We start from the raw sequence: 16,418 nt of genomic DNA on the forward strand, positions 1-16,418 counted from the left end.
TGAGGTGAGTTTTTTTGTCTGAAAATCAGATGGTTATTTATTTTTAATAACAGGTGCAGATTCAATTTCTTATTTCATAAAAAGAGCCATTTATGCAGGTTACTTTTTGTGTATCTTTACTCCTTCATAAACTTTTAAAGTTGTAATAGCACACACAAAGAATCACCAATGAAAAAAATCCTGATATTTTTAGCGATCGCTATTTCTCTTATTGTTCAATCTCAGCAAAAAAATGATTCCCTGAATATTGCTCTTAAAAACGTGACCAAAGACACTAAATTTGGGCTTGCTCTCAGTGGAGGCGGTGCAAAAGGGTTTGCACACATTGGGATTTTAAAGATGATCGACTCCCTGGGAATAAAAGTGGATTATATCACAGGAACCAGTATGGGAGGAATTTTGGGTGGGTTATATGCGATGGGGTATAACGCTGACGAGCTGAAGCATACGGTCTATAAAATGGACTGGAACAGAATTCTGAGCAATAAAATCCCTTACAATAAAGTCAATATCAGCGAAAAAGATGAGTACGACAAATATATTCTGGAATTTCCTGTAGTAAAAGGAATTCCTACGCTTCCAAGCTCTTATATTGAAGGGCAATATATGGGAGAAGTGCTTAATACTCTTACTTTTAACGCCAAACATATTAATGATTTCAGCCAACTAAGAATTCCTGTTCAGCTTACTTCATCCGATATTGAGAACGGAGGACTTGTAATGCAAAAAAAGGTTCATTACCATTGGCTATCCGTTCTACACTGGCCATTCCTGCGGCTTTTGCACCTGTTTATATTGACGGAAAGCTTTTGGTAGATGGTGGATTAGACCGTAATTATCCGGCTAATGAGGTTCGTGAGATGGGTGCCGATTTTGTGATTGGAGGATACACCGGTTTCAGACTTTTTACCAAAAAAGAAATTGAGAATCCGATGAAGATGATCTATCAGACCCATGCTATCCGTTCCGTAGAAGATTTTAAACATCAAAAAGACCTATCTAATATCCTTGTAGACTTTGTAGATCCGTTAGGAGATATTACAACAAAAGATTTTGCTAAATTCAGAAAAATCATCAAAATAGGAGAGGTTGAAGCAAGGAAACATCTCCCTGAGTTTGTGGCCTTGGCAGAAGCCCAAAGAAAATTGGGAATCAAGTATGAGCATACGATGATCGAAGAGGTAAAACTGCCTACCACAAAATTCACTTTTAACGAAGAAGACGGAACCCCTATTACAGATTCGGCAGAGATTGAAGTGCTGAAAAGACAGATGGGACTTACAGAAGGGAAGTATTACGATGCAAAAACGGTTAATGAAGCCATTGACCGTGTATTCGGGATGCGCCAATATGTAAAGGTATATTATACCTACACCAATGTAAACGATGGGCTTGTGATGAATATCTTTGTGAAAAGAGCGAAAAAAGGTGCGTTTAAACTGGCTCTGCACTATGATACAGAACAATCTGTGGGAATTATTGTAAACTACACTTACAGAAATATTCTTCTGAACAGATCAAGATTTCTTGCAACGGTAGATATTTCCGAACGTTTCAAAGCTAAGCTGGCTTACCAGCAGTTTTTAGATAGTGGAGAACGTTTATGGCTGGATCTGGAAGCCAAAATGGTGAATCTGAAAAGTAATGACTTGAATTTCAGGCTATATGATGTAAACGAAGATGGCAGTGACCGTTTTCCGAACCATATGTACCGCAATATTACCGGAAAAATTGCCCTGAATTATAATATCAGCCCCAATGCATATTTTTCTGTGGGAACGGAATTCAGCACAGAAAGAATGTACAGTTTACTGGACAAAGTAGACCAGTCTAAAGTAGATAATTACAGTAAAAAACTATATAACCACAGCAATTTCAATACTTTCCTGAAATTTGAACAGAACAATCTCAACAAAAGATATTTTACAACGAAAGGGAATCATCTTCAGGTGAGCACAAGATTTTATTATGGCGACCGATATCAGCTTTATGACCTGGAAACGGTGCAGCCTCTTTTGAATCTGATTCTTAACCCGAAAGATCCTTATTATTATGAACCTAAAAATCTGATTTCTTTTACTTTAAATGAAAACTTTTACCAGCCGATCACAAGAAGGCTTACTTTAAAAGCTAATGTGTTTCTGGGAGCAAGTTTTGGTGCAAAAAGAGATGATCAGGTTCCGTATTTGTTTCTGAATCAGAAATATAATTTGGGTGGTAGTGAATACAATTATGATCTGTTAAGTCCTGAATTCAATGGTCTTCGCCAGAAAGAGCTTCCGATGACTTCGGTAGCTAAGGCTTCGGTTGCATTTCAGTACAGAATTATGAAAAAACTGTATCTTACCCCTTCTTTCAGCTATGGAAAAGTGAGTGAAGAGCTTTCCCCTTTCAACAACAGTTTTGATATGTTCGGGTATGGGATAAACCTTGGATATGAATCTCTTATAGGCCCTATCAGTATAAATCTTTCCAGAAACAGCCAGCTTGATTTTTCAAGGATTTATTTCAGCGTTGGATTTAAATTCTAGGAAAGTTTTGGTTATGATTAATAAAAAAGCACTTCATTGCTGAAGTGCCAAAAATTAACTTGAAATGAGATTATGAAGAGGATTGTTGTTAAAGTTTTACTTTTTTATGGATGACTTTTCCGTTAGAAAGAGTGATTTGTACAACATAAACACCTGTTTCCAGGTTTCTGGATTCAAAAAATGGTTTGTTAACTTCCTGCTGAACAATCAAAGCCCCGGAAATATTGTAAATGCTTATGTTTTTGATATCATTGGCAGATTTAGCTACAATTTGCTGTTTTTGAGCATAGATATCAGTATTGTTTTCTGCTGATGGAGTTCCGTCAACTGCCTTATTGAACTGAAGATTATAGTATGGCGTAACAACTTCAAACGTATAGTTTTTATGTTCCAGATCCTGTAGATTGATTCCTCCGGCTTCATGATATTGTTTCGGAGAGATACTTTTGATCAGCGTTTTATTTTCGTCAAAAATATTTACGGCAGTAAGTTCTTCCTGATTCACTTTTAACTGTAAAACGGATGCGTTCGCAGATTGTACGATTTCGTTTTCAGCAACTTCCTGAGGCGTATTTTTGATGTATGGGATTGTTTTGTTTTCATTGTTTTCCGTTACTTTCAATAAATAAATTCCGTCTTTTAAAGCCGATAAATTATGGTCAATAGCTGCTCTGCTCTGTATTTTTTCTTTATTGAAATCTGTAATTTCTATCAGCTGCATATTTCCTAGATCTGGTTTGATCTGTGAAGAGAGAAGGGTAGGTTTTTCAGAAGTTTTCTGTGGTGACTGCTTCCCAAAAATTGATCCTGCAATAGCCCATTCATTCAAAAGGCCACCGCTCCTCAGCGTATTAAATTTAGCATTGGAAGCTAAAGTGAACGGAAGAATTCCTCCCACATGCCCCAATGGTCCCCAGTAGAAAGAATCCAGCTTGTATTTGTTAAGATCCCACCAAGGATAATATCCACGCTGAACATCAATGGTTTTGGAAGTATTTTCAGGCGGAATGGCTAAATCTATGGTAGAATGGCCTAATGTCATTGGGGTTTTATTGTACCAGTCATACACATCCTTCGGTTTCATACATAATCTGAGCTTGTTATTGGGATTATTGGTGACATCATTAACAAAGCTGGTAGTAAAGAGTTTTCTCCATATCACAGGTCCCCATAACAGCCCGCCATTATCCTGAACAACATGATAATTGTATTTATCAAGATATTCTGCGGAAATAACTTCAGAAATATTGTTATTATAGGTTTTATAGCCTGTGTTGTTGCAGGTATGAAGAACATTCGCAAGGAATGACGTAAACGGATAAATATCTTTTTCCAGAACGCCTTTATTTAAAGTAACTCCGGAGAAATCATACGGTCCGTCTCCCATGTAGGCATATTTGAATTTTATATTATTAGGATTCGAAATGCTTAATCTTTTTAACGTAGACATGGCTGCATGAGCGCCTTGGGAATATCCTGCTAAGAAATATTCGTCATAACGTTTAATGTTCAGTTGCGCCAATACTTTATTCGCTGCTGTAATAAAATCAATGGTAGCTCCGGCTTCTGTAGCGTAGTCTACATAAGGATGAACTCCTTCTCCTGTTCCCATCCCTACATAGTCGGGCGCCATTAAGATATAACCATTGAGTACATAAGATAGCTCAACAACAAATCCTGCGGTTAAAGCGCCTTTGAAATTAGACGGGACATTATTTCTGCTGTCTGTTGTTCCATGGTCAGAAACCACTGTAGAAAGCTTAAAAGGGACATTAGGATACATAAGAAGTCCGGTAGCTTTTACTAGAACGTTGTTTTCATTTTTGGTGTAATACGTAATTTTGTATCCTTTCAGGCCTACATTGAAGCTGTTGAGGTAGCTGGCAAATTCCGGTGCATTCTGATCACCAAGATTATTGGCAATGAAATTGATAACTCCCTGAGGAGTAAGATCCAGTTTCTGTTCGGCGCTTACCACATCACCGGCTTGTTGAGCGAAATAAAATGGTGCGGTAAGACCTAGTAAAAAAGTCGTAATTTTTTTCATATTGATGATTTTTTGTGTTCATTAAGGTAATAACTTTAATAAATAGACAAAAACATTACGGCATCAATAATTATTCATTGAATATCAATTCTCTGCAAAGTGAGTAAAATAAAAGAGTCTGACCATTGGCCAGACTCTTTATTTATAAGTTTGTCTTATTTTAGAATGCGTTAATTCCTGTAATATCTAAACCTGTGATTAACAAATGTACGTCATGCGTTCCTTCATAAGTAATTACAGATTCCAGGTTCGCTGCGTGTCTCATCATTGGGAACTCACCCATGATTCCCATGCCGCCAAGGATCTGTCTTGATTCTCTTGCGATGTCAATTGCCATTTTCACGTTGTTACGTTTTGCCATTGAGATTTGAGCCGGAGTTGCTTTGTGGGCGTTTTTAAGGTTTCCTAACTGAAGACATAATAACTGAGCTTTTGTGATCTCTGTTAAGAATTCAGCTAATTTTTTCTGCTGAAGCTGGTAAGAACCAATTGGTTTTCCAAACTGATTTCTTTCTTTAGCATATTGAACAGCTGTACAGTGGCAGTCAATTGCCGCACCAATTACCCCCCATGAAATTCCATATCTTGCAGAGTTCAGACAAGAAAGAGGTCCTTTTAGTCCTGTTACTCCAGGAAGAAGGTTTTCTTTCGGGACTTTTACATTATTGAATACCAGCTCTCCGGTTTTGGAAGCTCTTAAGCTCCATTTATTGTGTGTTTCAGGAGTAGTGAAACCTGCCATTCCTCTTTCAACGATTAATCCCTGTACTTTTCCTTCCTCGTTTTTTGCCCATACTACTGCAATGTCGCAAAGAGGAGAGTTGGTGATCCACATTTTAGCCCCATTCAAAAGATAATGATCTCCCATATCTTTAAAATAAGTTTCCATAGAACCCGGGTCTGAACCGTGGTTAGGCTCTGTTAATCCAAAAGATCCGATCATTTCTCCGGCAGCAAGCTTAGGAAGATATTTCTTTTTCTGTTCCTCAGAACCGAATTCATTAATAGGGAACATCACCAAAGAGCTCTGTACCGAAGCAGCAGAACGTACTGCAGAATCTCCTCTTTCCAATTCCTGCATAATCAGACCGTAAGAAATCTGGTCTAATCCTGAACCGCCATACTCAACCGGAATATAAGGCCCTAAAGCTCCAATTTTCCCCAATTCTCTCATAAGATTAGGTAAGTCTGTATGATTTTGAGCGGCCTGATCTATCTGCGGCATTACAAAACTTTCAACCCAGTCTCTTACAGATTGGCGGATTAGTTTGTGTTCTTCAGTAAGTAAAGCATCAATTCCGTAATAATCAGGGATGCTCGTAAGAGGATAATATGACATGATTTTTTGATTTTGTTAAAAATAGCATTTTTCGTGGTGTCTGAAAAGTTTTTTTAGAAACTTATTTTGATGTTGGTTTTCAGATATATAATGTTATTTTATTGGTGATTTTGATTAAATTTATATTTTTATGACTCCTCATCATTTGAGATGGGATACTGATTGGTAGAATTATGAACTTCAGTTTTAAATTTATACAGATAAGGCGCTTTATTGGCAGAGCCGTCATACAGCTTTTCCATTCTGTCAAGGATATTTAAACTTAAAATTTTTCGCTGAAAGTTATTTCTTCTGAATTTCTGACCTAAAATGGTTTCATAAAGAGCCTGAAGATCCTTCATTGTAAACTTTTCCGGAAGCAGGTTACTTGCTGCCACTTCCGTATTGATGTTCATTCTCAGGTATTCCAGACCGGTTTCTATAATTCTGTCATGGTCGAATGCCATCTTGGGTAATTTATTCACTTCAAACCATTCGCAGCTTTCATTGAAAGCATCAGGAAAAGTATCTGTTAATGAAAAATCAATAAGGCTGCAGTAGCCTACCGTCACAAAGCGCTGAAAGATCCAGTGATCTTCAGGAACAGTGATTCCTTTATTTTGAAGAAGAATCTGATGAACGTTGTTTTCTGTACGGTCTATCCTTCCAAATGTATGAAACTGTTTCAAAAATAAACCTTTAAGGTGCGTTCTTTCATACAAAACTCTTTCAGCAGCTTCTCTGAGGTCTTCGTCATTGAAAACAAAACCACCGGGAAGCGACCACAGGTCAAGATCATGATATTTTAAAAGCAAAACTTTCAGAATATTATTATGAAAGCCGAATATGGTACAGTCAACAGAAATATGCGCTACGAAATCTTTAGTATCGATAAGTTCCCGAAGCGTTTCTTTACTTTTTGTGTCTTTGATTTTCATGGTAGTAAAAATAAAACTATTTTCTATTTGTGACAGTAAAATATATTAAACTAATCACAAAAAGCAGAATTACAGAGGATAAGATGTATAATGGATAGTAATTTAATAATTGTTTTTCGAATAAAATGGCCATAATAATTGAACTTACAGAGCTGCCCAGAGATGAAAAAATCACAATTAGGGATGTAAACAGGTTAATTTTATCTTTATCCACCTGCGCAATCATTCTTGAGTTGATGACAGGGTAGAGCGGCGAAAGGAACAGGCCAATAACCGGAAATAAAAAAAGAAGCAGTCTGGAATCTTTGGAGTCAAAATACTGTATGCCTACTATAATGACGAGCAGTGCGATAATCAGAGTCATGCATGTGATATAGTATCTTGGCAACGGAAATCTTTTGATAATATTGGCGGTAGCCGTTCTTCCGGCATAAGAAAAAATGGAGAGGAAAGAAGTTGCCTGAAGAGCAAAAAAAGAATTGACTTTCAGATGGTTTTTGTAAAAAGAAGGCAGCCAAGAATTGAATCCCTGTTCTACAAAAACAATAAAAAAGACAACACCTAAAAATAAAGCTACAGCGGGTGTTGTAAATCCGGATAACTCAGAGAGGATACTCTTGTTTTCTATAGGCTTAGACTCCACAATTTCCATTTTCGAAAGCAGAAAAATGGTAAATACAGATAATAAAGCAATCAATAAAAAGCCAAATTTCCAGAATTCCGAGTACTGGCTGGAAATTACCCATCCGAAACCAGTGTTTACTACGAAAATTCCAATCATAAAAGAAGCTTCCACATTATTCATTGTCTTTGCCAGAGATTTCTCATCCGAAATATTATTCCTGATGATTCCAAAAACACAGATTTTACCAATGGCAAAACAAGCTCCTATAATAGCAAACCACAGTTTATAAAACCAAAAACCTTTACAAAAGGAAGCAGGCAGGAGCATAGGGCCACAATAGTAAGAGCCAGAATTAATGCTTTTTTGGGTCCTGTTTTGTTAATAAAGCTCACCGCAAAAAGTGAAATGAAAGCAATAGGTAAATCTTTAAAAGACTCCAGCAGCCCCAGTTCTCCATAAGTGATTTTCTCCTGAGACAACTGCAGAATCACGAGTCCCATACAGTTTAAAACCATTGAAAAAATAAGGAAAGTAAGTTTTAAAGGAAGAGAAATTTTTGAAGGCTTGAAGATCATTTTGGGAGATAACTTTATTGGATTTTTATGATATTTTATGAAATATTGATGCGAAGATAGGGCTTCTAACCCTGAAAAATAAAAGAAAAATTAAAATATTTATGAATAGAATGTTAATTAATTAAAAAAAAATATATTTTTATTGTCTCAATTTGAGAATTAAACAATAACTGTATATGAATGTAAGAATATCAAGAAGCGTAGGAGTGGTTGCCGTCCTCTATTTTACGGCCAACTTCAGTGCCCAGACCACCAAGGCGAAGGACACACTTGCTAAAGAAAACAAAATAGACGAAGTTGTAGTCATTGGTTATGGTACTCAGAAAAAGAGTAATGTAACCGGGGCTATAGCAAGTATTAAAGCCAGCGACATAGAAAACATTCCATCTGGTAAGCCGGAGCAGGTATTACAGGGTAGAGCAGCCGGTGTTTCTGTTGTGACTAATTCCGGGCAGCCCGGTGCTGCAGCTACTGTACGCGTAAGAGGAATTACCAGTTTTGGAGCGGGAAGTAACAGTCCTTTGTGGGTAGTAGACGGTATTGTTGTAGACAATATCGGATGGCTGAATCAGTCAGATATAGAAAGTATCGAAGTCTTAAAAGATGGAGCATCAGCTGCTATCTATGGTGTTTCTGCTGCAAAAGGGGTAATTCTGGTAACTACTAAAAAAGGAAAAAAAGGAAAACTTACCCTTTCTTACAACGGATTTTATGGTTTTTCAAATGCGTCAAAAAAACTGGATCTTCTGGATGCTACGCAATATGCTAAAATCATCAATGAAGGTTTCGTTAATGACGGAGGAGCTCCAAGATTCACCAATCCGGAATCTTTAGGAAAAGGAACAGATTGGCAGGATGCTATCTTCGGAACTGGGGAAAAATCTTCTCATGAAGTAAGTATTACCGGAGGTAACGAAAAATCTACGTATTATACATCATTCGGATATTTTGATCAGTCTGGTATTGTAATGAGCGATATTTCATATTACAAAAGAATTAATGCCAGATTTAACTCAACACATAAAGTTACAGATTATCTGACACTAGGTCAAACTTTTGCCTATACTCACGTAAAGTCTCAGGGAGTAAGTGCAAATGAAGAGTTTGGAGGACCATTAGCTTCAGCGGTTAACCTTGATCCTACAACTCCAGTTGTTGTGACAGATTGGTCTATGGTAGACCCAAGTGGTTATACAAATCCATATATTATTCGTGATCCAAACGGTAACCCTTATGGAATTTCAAAATATGTAAATCAGGAAATGACTAATCCACAGGCTTTCCGTTATTTGCAGCAAGGAAATTATAACTGGTCAGATGATTTCGTAGGAAATGTTTTTGCAGAACTAAAGTTTCTTGAGCATTTCACCTTTAAATCCAGTCTGAACGGTAAGAAATCTTATTGGGGAAGCCGCGCTTTTACACCAAAATACTATTTAAGTCCTAACTATAACAATACCAGCTTCAATAGCCTGAATAAGGTGGACGAAAATAAATTTGAATGGAGTATGGAAAACACCCTAACCTATCAGAATAAGTTTGGAGATCATAATATCAATATCATGGTTGGTCAGGGAGTTTACCGATACAATATTGCTGGAGGGGCTAGCCTTACCTATAGTAATCTGCCTGTTGACAATTGGCAGGATGCTTCTTTTAACTTTAATATTCCGCAGGATAATATTACTGCAACAGGATGGGACGGGATTCAGACCCGTAAAGCATCTTATTTTGGTAGGATTATTTATGATTATGCCGACAAATATTTATTCACAGGAACAATTCGTAGAGATGGTTCTTCCAAATTTGCAACCAACCAGCATTGGGGAACTTTCCCATCTATGTCTGTTGGGTGGAATGTTCATAAAGAAAATTTCTGGCCAGAAAATAAGGTGATCAATAACTTAAAGTTAAGAGGAGGTTATGGAGTTTTAGGAAATGATGAAATGGATAATTTCAGATTTGCAAGTTTCATGGTTTCAGGAAGCAACTATACCAATTCAGGAAATAATATCATTATTGGATATGCACCCAGTACACTGGAAAATCCAAATCTGAAATGGGAACAGACCAGCCAGCTGAATATTGCAGCAGATTTGAAAGTATTCAACAATTTTACCCTTACAGCAGATTGGTACAAAAAGAAAACAACCGATATCCTTAGACAAATCAATATCCCTGGTTATGTAGGAGTTCCGAATTTACCTTGGTCAAATGTAGGAGATATGCAGAGCAGCGGATTAGAGCTTGAACTGGGCTACAAAAAGAATTGGGAAGATTTCGGGATTTCGGTTAATGGTAACTTCTCAGCTATAAAGAATGAAGTTCTTAGATTGGAAGATGATATTCAGTATTTCAATCTGGCTTCTTTCCAAACGATGGGAGCAATATCCAGAGTAGCAGTAGGACAGCCTTACGGATCGTTCTACGGGCAAACATATAGTGGTGTTTTCCAAAATCAGGCACAAATTGATAATTATGTAAATGCGAATGGAGTAAAATTACTACCTGATGCAAAACCGGGAGACTTTATCTGGCAGGATAATAACGGAGACGGAAAAATTGACGACAATGATAAAGTAAACCTGGGAAGCTCTATACCGAAATATACTTTCGGACTTACCGTGAATCTTAATTATAAGAATTTTGACCTGATGATGTTCGCACAGGGACAGGCTGGTAACAAGATTTTCCAGGGACTTAGAAGACTGGATATGCTTGATGCCAACTATCAGACAAGAATTTTAGACAGATGGACTGGTGAGGGATCTACCAATGATAACCCAAGAGTTACCCGTAATGATCCTAACCATAACTATTCATGGATGTCTAATTATTATCTTCAGAAAGGAGATTATGTACGTTTGAAAATCGTTCAGTTAGGCTATACCATTCCTAAAGATGTTACTCAACGTTTCGGAATGAGTAAAGTAAGGCTGTACATTACAGGAGAAAACCTGATCACTTTTACAAAATACACAGGGTATGATCCGGAAATTGCAGGAAGAAATAATTCTGAACAGGATATTGTGGGTGTAGACAGAGCTTACTATCCACAGGCAAGAACATTCCTGATAGGTGCAAATATTCAATTTTAATGACTAACAAAATGAAAAATAAGAATTTTATATATAAAGGACTTGCGGTAGCATTTTTGACAGGTCTGAGTTTTACCAATATGGGCTGTAGTGATTCCTATCTGGATGATGTACAGAATTCAGGATCTTTTAATACTGATTTGTATTTTCAGAATGAGCAACAGTCTTTCAGTGCTTTGGTTTCAGTATACGATCTATTAAGAAAATATTCCGGTGGATTCGAAAATACCGTTACTTTCTTTAATGCAGGTTCTGATGATTTCTATTCCGGAGGAGGAAACTCAAATGATGGGGCAGGTATTCAGGGACTGAACAACTATATGATTAACCCGAATACAATGCCAGCCAGCTACTGGAGAGATTATTATCAGGGTATAGCACGTGCTAACCTTTTAATAGAAAGAGTGCCGGGAGCTAATATGAGTGATGATCTTAAGAAAAGATATATTGCAGAAGCAAAAGTTCTTCGTTCTTTATATTATTTCGAATTGCTAAGAATGTTTGGAAATATTCCTTTGATTCTTAAGTCCGTAAAATTTGATGATAACTATTGGAATATTCCACAAGCTAATCCAAGTGATGTATATACTCAGATAGAAGGTGACATCAATGCTGCCATTCCGGATCTGATGATGGTATCAAGCGGGAATGATAGAGGAAGAATCACACAGGGAACAGCCAGAGCTATTTTAGGTAAAATCTATCTTTATGATAAAAAAATGCCTCAGGCAGCAGCACAGTTTGCTGAGGTAAACGGTACTCCTGGTGGAACCAGCCAATATGGATATAAACTGGTAGCCAATTATGCAGACTTATTTAAGGTAGGTCCTGAATTATCAGATCCCTATAAATTTTCAACAGAATCTATCCTGGAAGTAATGCATACCAATAAAGGAAACTCCGATTGGGGATTCTGGGGACAGGGAAAAGATGAGGGGAATTCTATTAATGTAATGGTAGGGCCACGTTCTTATTCATTAACCAATATTCCGAATAATGATGCACCGGATATCTATTCTGGCTGGGCGTTTAATACCGTTACAGAAAACTTTGTTACTTTTATGCAGGGTGATCCAAGGTTAGATGTGACAGTTTTCAATGCAAAAAAACTGGTAACAGAAGGTAAGGTTACTTACAGCCCGGCTTTTGCAGATACAGGATATTTCTTAAATAAATATTTACCTACGAATGCTTTAAAAAGCTCACTTCCAGGACCAGCAGAGCTTAATTTCCGTCAGAATTATATTGCGATAAGACTAGCAGATACTTATCTCATGGAAGCGGAAGCTTTAGGGGGAGCAGGGGCTAGAGCTCAGGCTTTATTAGATGCAGTAAGAACAAGAGTTGGATTAGCATCGGTTCCGGTTTCATTGCAGGCCATTAAAGATGAAAGAAGAAGAGAACTTGCAGGAGAGGGGCACAGATGGTTTGATCTTGTAAGATGGGGTGATGCTCCATCTAAGCTTGCTTTCAAAGGGTTTAAAGCCAATAAGAACGAAATTCTTCCAATTCCGTTCAATGAATTGCCGAATACAGCTTTAAAACAAAATCCTGGTTACTAAAATATGAAGTTTCACAACTTATATAGTTTCTTTAGAGGTGCCGCACTACTTAGTGGTGTGGCACTTTTTCCTTTATCATGTACATCAGTAATGTCCAATAAAGGAAATGAAGTACAGTACTGGCTTACAAAAGGCGATGAAAGTGTAAAATTACAGCAGCAGACTCCGGTTAAATTTGTAAATAATGCCAACAGCTTTCAGAATATTGAAATTGATGATGCTCAGAAGTTTCAATATGTTGATGGTTTTGGATATACATTAACAGGAGGAAGTGTTGAGGTAATTAATAGGCTTTCTCCTCCCAAAAGAAAAGCACTGCTTGCCGAACTTTTCGGAAATGATAAAAATTCAATCTCCATCAGCTATCTGAGATTAAGCATAGGTGCATCTGATCTTGATGGTGAAGTATTTTCATACGATGATCTTCCTGAAGGACAAACCGATGCCTCTCTTTCGAAATTCAGTCTGGAAAAAGATAAAGCGTTGATTGCTATGTTGAAAGAGATTTTATCAATCAATCCTAAAATTAAAATCATTGCTGCTCCGTGGTCCGCTCCGGTTTGGATGAAAGACAACGGAAAATCAAAAGGAGGCAGCTTAAAACCTGAATTCTATGGAACCTACGCACAATATTTTGTAAAATACATTCAGGGAATGAAAAAAGAAGGCATTACCATTGATGCCGTAACTCCTCAGAATGAGCCTTTACACCCGGGAAATAATCCTAGTTTATATATGCCGTCTGAGCAGCAGGGAGATTTTATCAAAAATCATCTTGGTCCGGTTTTTAAAGCCAATGGAATTGCCACCAAAATTGTTGTTTATGATCACAATTGCAGCAAACCTGAATATGCTATTAATATTTTAAAAGACGCAGAAGCCGACAAATATATAGACGGTTCAGCTTTTCATTTGTATGAAGGAGAAATCTCTGCATTAAGTACGGTACATGATGCCTTTCCCAATAAAAACTTATACTTTACTGAACAATGGACAGGATCAAAAGGAACTTTTACTGAAGACCTGAACTGGCATACAAAAAATGTAATTATCGGTTCTATGAGAAACTGGAGCAAAATTGCTCTGGAATGGAACCTGGCCAACGATCCGAAATTTGCACCACATACAGATGGTGGATGTACAGAATGTAAAGGAGCCATTACTGTTTCCGACAGTGAGAATTTCACCAGAAATGTTTCCTACTATATTATTGCCCACGCTTCAAAATTTGTTCCTGCAGGATCTCAGCGTATCGCTTCCACACAGACGGATAAACTATCCACAGCTGCTTTTAAGACTCAATTTGGGAAAATAGTCTTAATTGTTCAGAATGACAATAAAGAAGATGAAAATTTTAATATTAAATTTGCCGGAAAAACCGCTGCTGTAACAATTTCAGGACGTTCTACAGCAACTTATATTTTTTAATTTGATACTATGAAAAGAGTTTATTTTTTACTTGCATTTTCTGCTTTTGGACTGAACGTTTACGGGCAAAAGACAATTGATCAGAAAGTAGCAGAATTGTTGTCTAAAATGACACTGGAAGAAAAAGTGGGGCAGATGGTTCAGTACAGTGGGTTTGAATACGCCACAGGACCACAACATTCTAATTCCGCTGCTGTTTTGGATGAAATTAAAAAAGGAAAAGTAGGCTCTATGCTGAATGTAGCAGGATCTGAAGAAACCAGAGCATTTCAGAAACTGGCAATGCAGTCTAGGTTGAAAATTCCTTTACTGTTCGGACAGGATGTTATTCATGGATATCGTACTACATTTCCTGTAAATCTGGGACAGGCCGCAAGCTGGGATCTGGGAATGATTGAAAAATCAGAAAGAATTGCCGCTACAGAAGCTTCGGCATATGGTATTCACTGGACATTTGCTCCAATGGTGGATATTGCCAGAGACCCAAGATGGGGAAGAGTAATGGAAGGCTCAGGAGAAGATACTTATCTGGGTACAAAAATCGGATTGGCAAGAATCAAAGGATTTCAGGGTAAAGGATTAGGAAATCTGGATGCGGTGATGGCCTGTGCAAAGCATTTTGCTGCATATGGCGCGGCTATAGGAGGAAGAGATTACAATTCCGTAGATATGAGCCTCAGACAACTGAACGAAACGTATCTTCCGCCATTCGAAGCTGCTGCAGAAGCAGGTGTGGCTACTTTTATGAATTCCTTCAACGATATTAACGGCGTTCCGGCTACGGCCAACCAATATATTCAGAGAAACCTTCTAAAAGGAAAATGGAATTATAAAGGCTTTGTTGTTTCAGATTGGGGAAGTATTGGCGAAATGATACCTCATGGCTATGCTAAAGATGGTGCTGAAGCTGCAGAAAGAGCAATAAAGGGAGGTAGTGATATGGATATGGAAAGCCGTATTTATATGGCAGAACTTCCAAAACTGGTTAAAGAAGGAAGAGTAGATCCTAAATTGGTAGATGATGCAACGGGAAGAATCTTAACCAAAAAATACGAAATGGGACTTTTCGATGATCCTTACAGGTTCAGTAATGAGAAAAGACAAAAAGAACAGACAGATAATCAGGAAAACAGAAAATTCGGAAGAGAATTCGGTTCCAAAAGTATCGTTCTGCTTAAAAATCAGGGAAATATTCTTCCACTCTCAAAAACGGTAAAAACTGTTGCCCTGATTGGTCCTTTCGGTAAAGAAACGGTGGCTAATCACGGCTTCTGGTCTATTGCTTTCAAAGATGATAATCAAAGAATCGTTTCACAGTTTGACGGAATTAAAAATCAACTGGATAAAAACTCTACTTTATTATATGCCAAAGGCTGTAACGTTGATGATCAGGACAAAAGTCAGTTTGCAGAAGCTATAGAAACGGCAAAAAAAGCTGATGTTGTCATTATGACACTGGGAGAAGGCCATGCAATGAGTGGAGAAGCAAAAAGCAGAAGCAATATTGGGTTTACAGGAGTTCAGGAAGATTTATTGAAAGAAATTGCTAAAACTGGTAAACCAATCATTCTGATGATCAATGCCGGAAGACCTTTGATCTTCAATTGGGCTTCAGACAATATTCCTGCAATTGTGTACACATGGTGGCTGGGAACAGAAGCCGGAAATTCCATTGCGGATGTTGTATTCGGTTCGGTGAATCCTGGCGGGAAACTTCCAATGAGCTTTCCGAGAACAGAAGGTCAGATTCCAGTGTATTACAATCATTATAATACCGGAAGACCGGCAAAAAATAATACAGACAGAAATTATGTTTCCGCCTATATAGATCTTGATAATGATCCGAAATATCCGTTTGGATATGGCTTAAGCTATACGGATTTTAAATATTCTGACATGACTTTAAGTTCCACAAACCTTACAGGAAATCAAGCATTGAATATCAGTGTTACCGTTTCCAATACTGGAAAATATGATGGGGAAGAAGTGGTACAGCTTTATATCCGAGATCTTTTCGGAAAAGTGGTGAGACCTGTAAAAGAATTGAAAGGTTTCCAGAAAATATTCATCAAAAAAGGAGAAAGTAAAAAGATCGAATTTAAACTTACCCCGGAAGATTTGAAATTCTTTGATGACGAGTTAAATTTTGACTGGGAAGGCGGAGAATTTGATATTATGGTCGGAACCAATTCTCAAAATGTTCAGACCAAAAGAATTAACTGGACGAAATAAATTGAAGAAAATTCAATAGGATTGGGCTTTAGCTCACTTATGAAAATATAAAAAAGAACGGCTT

At 37.5% G+C, this 16,418-nt stretch carries 11 protein-coding genes; 6 read left to right on the plus strand and 5 right to left on the minus strand.

All coding sequences use genetic code 11. The annotated features are described in order from the left end of the window. Positions 1 to 168 precede the first annotated feature (168 nt). Together CLU97_RS24000 and CLU97_RS08675 are read left to right on the plus strand one after the other, a co-directional pair. The gene (locus CLU97_RS24000; RefSeq protein WP_228437591.1) at positions 169 to 816 is read left to right on the plus strand and encodes a patatin-like phospholipase family protein; all 648 of its coding nucleotides are present in this window, start codon (positions 169 to 171) and stop codon (positions 814 to 816) included. Next, entirely contained in the window at positions 744 to 2,531 is a 1,788-nt protein-coding gene (locus CLU97_RS08675; RefSeq protein WP_228437593.1) for a BamA/TamA family outer membrane protein, read from the plus strand. Before CLU97_RS24000 ends, CLU97_RS08675 begins: the two co-directional genes overlap by 73 nt. Positions 2,532 to 2,619: 88 nt before the next feature. Here CLU97_RS08675 and CLU97_RS08680 read toward each other — a convergent pair whose 3' ends face one another. The 5 genes from CLU97_RS08680 to CLU97_RS24005 form a co-directional block, all read right to left on the minus strand. Continuing rightward, positions 2,620 to 4,578: a T9SS type A sorting domain-containing protein gene (locus CLU97_RS08680; protein ID WP_121487573.1), complete on the minus strand. Its 1,959-nt coding sequence runs from the start codon at positions 4,576 to 4,578 to the stop codon at positions 2,620 to 2,622. Positions 4,579 to 4,738: 160 nt separating this feature from the next. Continuing rightward, positions 4,739 to 5,917, minus strand: a complete 1,179-nt coding sequence (locus CLU97_RS08685; RefSeq protein WP_121487574.1) for an acyl-CoA dehydrogenase family protein — start codon at positions 5,915 to 5,917, stop codon at positions 4,739 to 4,741. Positions 5,918 to 6,045: 128 nt separating this feature from the next. Continuing rightward, positions 6,046 to 6,834 (minus strand): NUDIX hydrolase, encoded by a 789-nt coding sequence (locus CLU97_RS08690; protein WP_121487575.1) that lies wholly within the window; start codon positions 6,832 to 6,834, stop codon positions 6,046 to 6,048. A gap of 16 nt (positions 6,835 to 6,850) precedes the next feature. Then, positions 6,851 to 7,786: an MFS transporter gene (locus CLU97_RS08695; RefSeq protein ID WP_228437595.1), complete on the minus strand. Its 936-nt coding sequence runs from the start codon at positions 7,784 to 7,786 to the stop codon at positions 6,851 to 6,853. Continuing rightward, positions 7,723 to 7,959 (minus strand): hypothetical protein, encoded by a 237-nt coding sequence (locus CLU97_RS24005; protein ID WP_228437597.1) that lies wholly within the window; start codon positions 7,957 to 7,959, stop codon positions 7,723 to 7,725. The genes CLU97_RS08695 and CLU97_RS24005 overlap by 64 nt, the downstream gene beginning before the upstream one ends. Before the next feature lie 251 nt (positions 7,960 to 8,210). On the opposite strand from CLU97_RS24005, the gene CLU97_RS08700 reads away from it, so the two are divergent. Genes CLU97_RS08700 through bglX form a run of 4 tightly spaced genes read left to right on the plus strand, consistent with a single transcriptional unit; the run spans position 8,211 to position 16,354 of the window. Further along, a complete protein-coding gene (locus CLU97_RS08700; RefSeq protein WP_121487576.1) occupies positions 8,211 to 11,132 on the plus strand; it encodes a SusC/RagA family TonB-linked outer membrane protein in 2,922 nt (973 codons plus the stop codon). A gap of 11 nt (positions 11,133 to 11,143) precedes the next feature. Then, entirely contained in the window at positions 11,144 to 12,694 is a 1,551-nt protein-coding gene (locus CLU97_RS08705) for a RagB/SusD family nutrient uptake outer membrane protein (protein ID WP_121489686.1), read from the plus strand. 3 nt (positions 12,695 to 12,697) lie between these two features. Then, complete coding sequence (locus CLU97_RS08710) at positions 12,698 to 14,122, plus strand: glycoside hydrolase family 30 protein (protein ID WP_121487577.1); 1,425 nt, start codon at positions 12,698 to 12,700, stop codon at positions 14,120 to 14,122. A gap of 9 nt (positions 14,123 to 14,131) precedes the next feature. Then, positions 14,132 to 16,354, plus strand: coding sequence for a beta-glucosidase BglX (bglX, locus tag CLU97_RS08715; protein ID WP_121487578.1), 2,223 nt, complete (start codon positions 14,132 to 14,134; stop codon positions 16,352 to 16,354). Positions 16,355 to 16,418 lie beyond the last annotated feature (64 nt).

This window comes from Chryseobacterium sp. 7 (genome assembly GCF_003663845.1).
Classification (GTDB): Bacteria; Bacteroidota; Bacteroidia; order Flavobacteriales; family Weeksellaceae; genus Chryseobacterium.

What these genes read in the sequence shown, in the direction of transcription:
- CLU97_RS08705 (WP_121489686.1), top strand. Translation starts at nt 11,144, where the DNA reads ATGAAAAATAAGAATTTTATATATAAAGGACTTGCGGTAGCATTTTTG.
- CLU97_RS08685 (WP_121487574.1), bottom strand. Translation starts at nt 5,917, where the DNA reads ATGTCATATTATCCTCTTACGAGCATCCCTGATTATTACGGAATTGAT.
- CLU97_RS24005 (WP_228437597.1), bottom strand. Translation starts at nt 7,959, where the DNA reads ATGGGACTCGTGATTCTGCAGTTGTCTCAGGAGAAAATCACTTATGGA.
- CLU97_RS08710 (WP_121487577.1), top strand. Translation starts at nt 12,698, where the DNA reads ATGAAGTTTCACAACTTATATAGTTTCTTTAGAGGTGCCGCACTACTT.
- CLU97_RS08690 (WP_121487575.1), bottom strand. Translation starts at nt 6,834, where the DNA reads ATGAAAATCAAAGACACAAAAAGTAAAGAAACGCTTCGGGAACTTATC.
- CLU97_RS08700 (WP_121487576.1), top strand. Translation starts at nt 8,211, where the DNA reads ATGAATGTAAGAATATCAAGAAGCGTAGGAGTGGTTGCCGTCCTCTAT.
- bglX (WP_121487578.1), top strand. Translation starts at nt 14,132, where the DNA reads ATGAAAAGAGTTTATTTTTTACTTGCATTTTCTGCTTTTGGACTGAAC.
- CLU97_RS24000 (WP_228437591.1), top strand. Translation starts at nt 169, where the DNA reads ATGAAAAAAATCCTGATATTTTTAGCGATCGCTATTTCTCTTATTGTT.
- CLU97_RS08680 (WP_121487573.1), bottom strand. Translation starts at nt 4,578, where the DNA reads ATGAAAAAAATTACGACTTTTTTACTAGGTCTTACCGCACCATTTTAT.
- CLU97_RS08695 (WP_228437595.1), bottom strand. Translation starts at nt 7,786, where the DNA reads ATGCTCCTGCCTGCTTCCTTTTGTAAAGGTTTTTGGTTTTATAAACTG.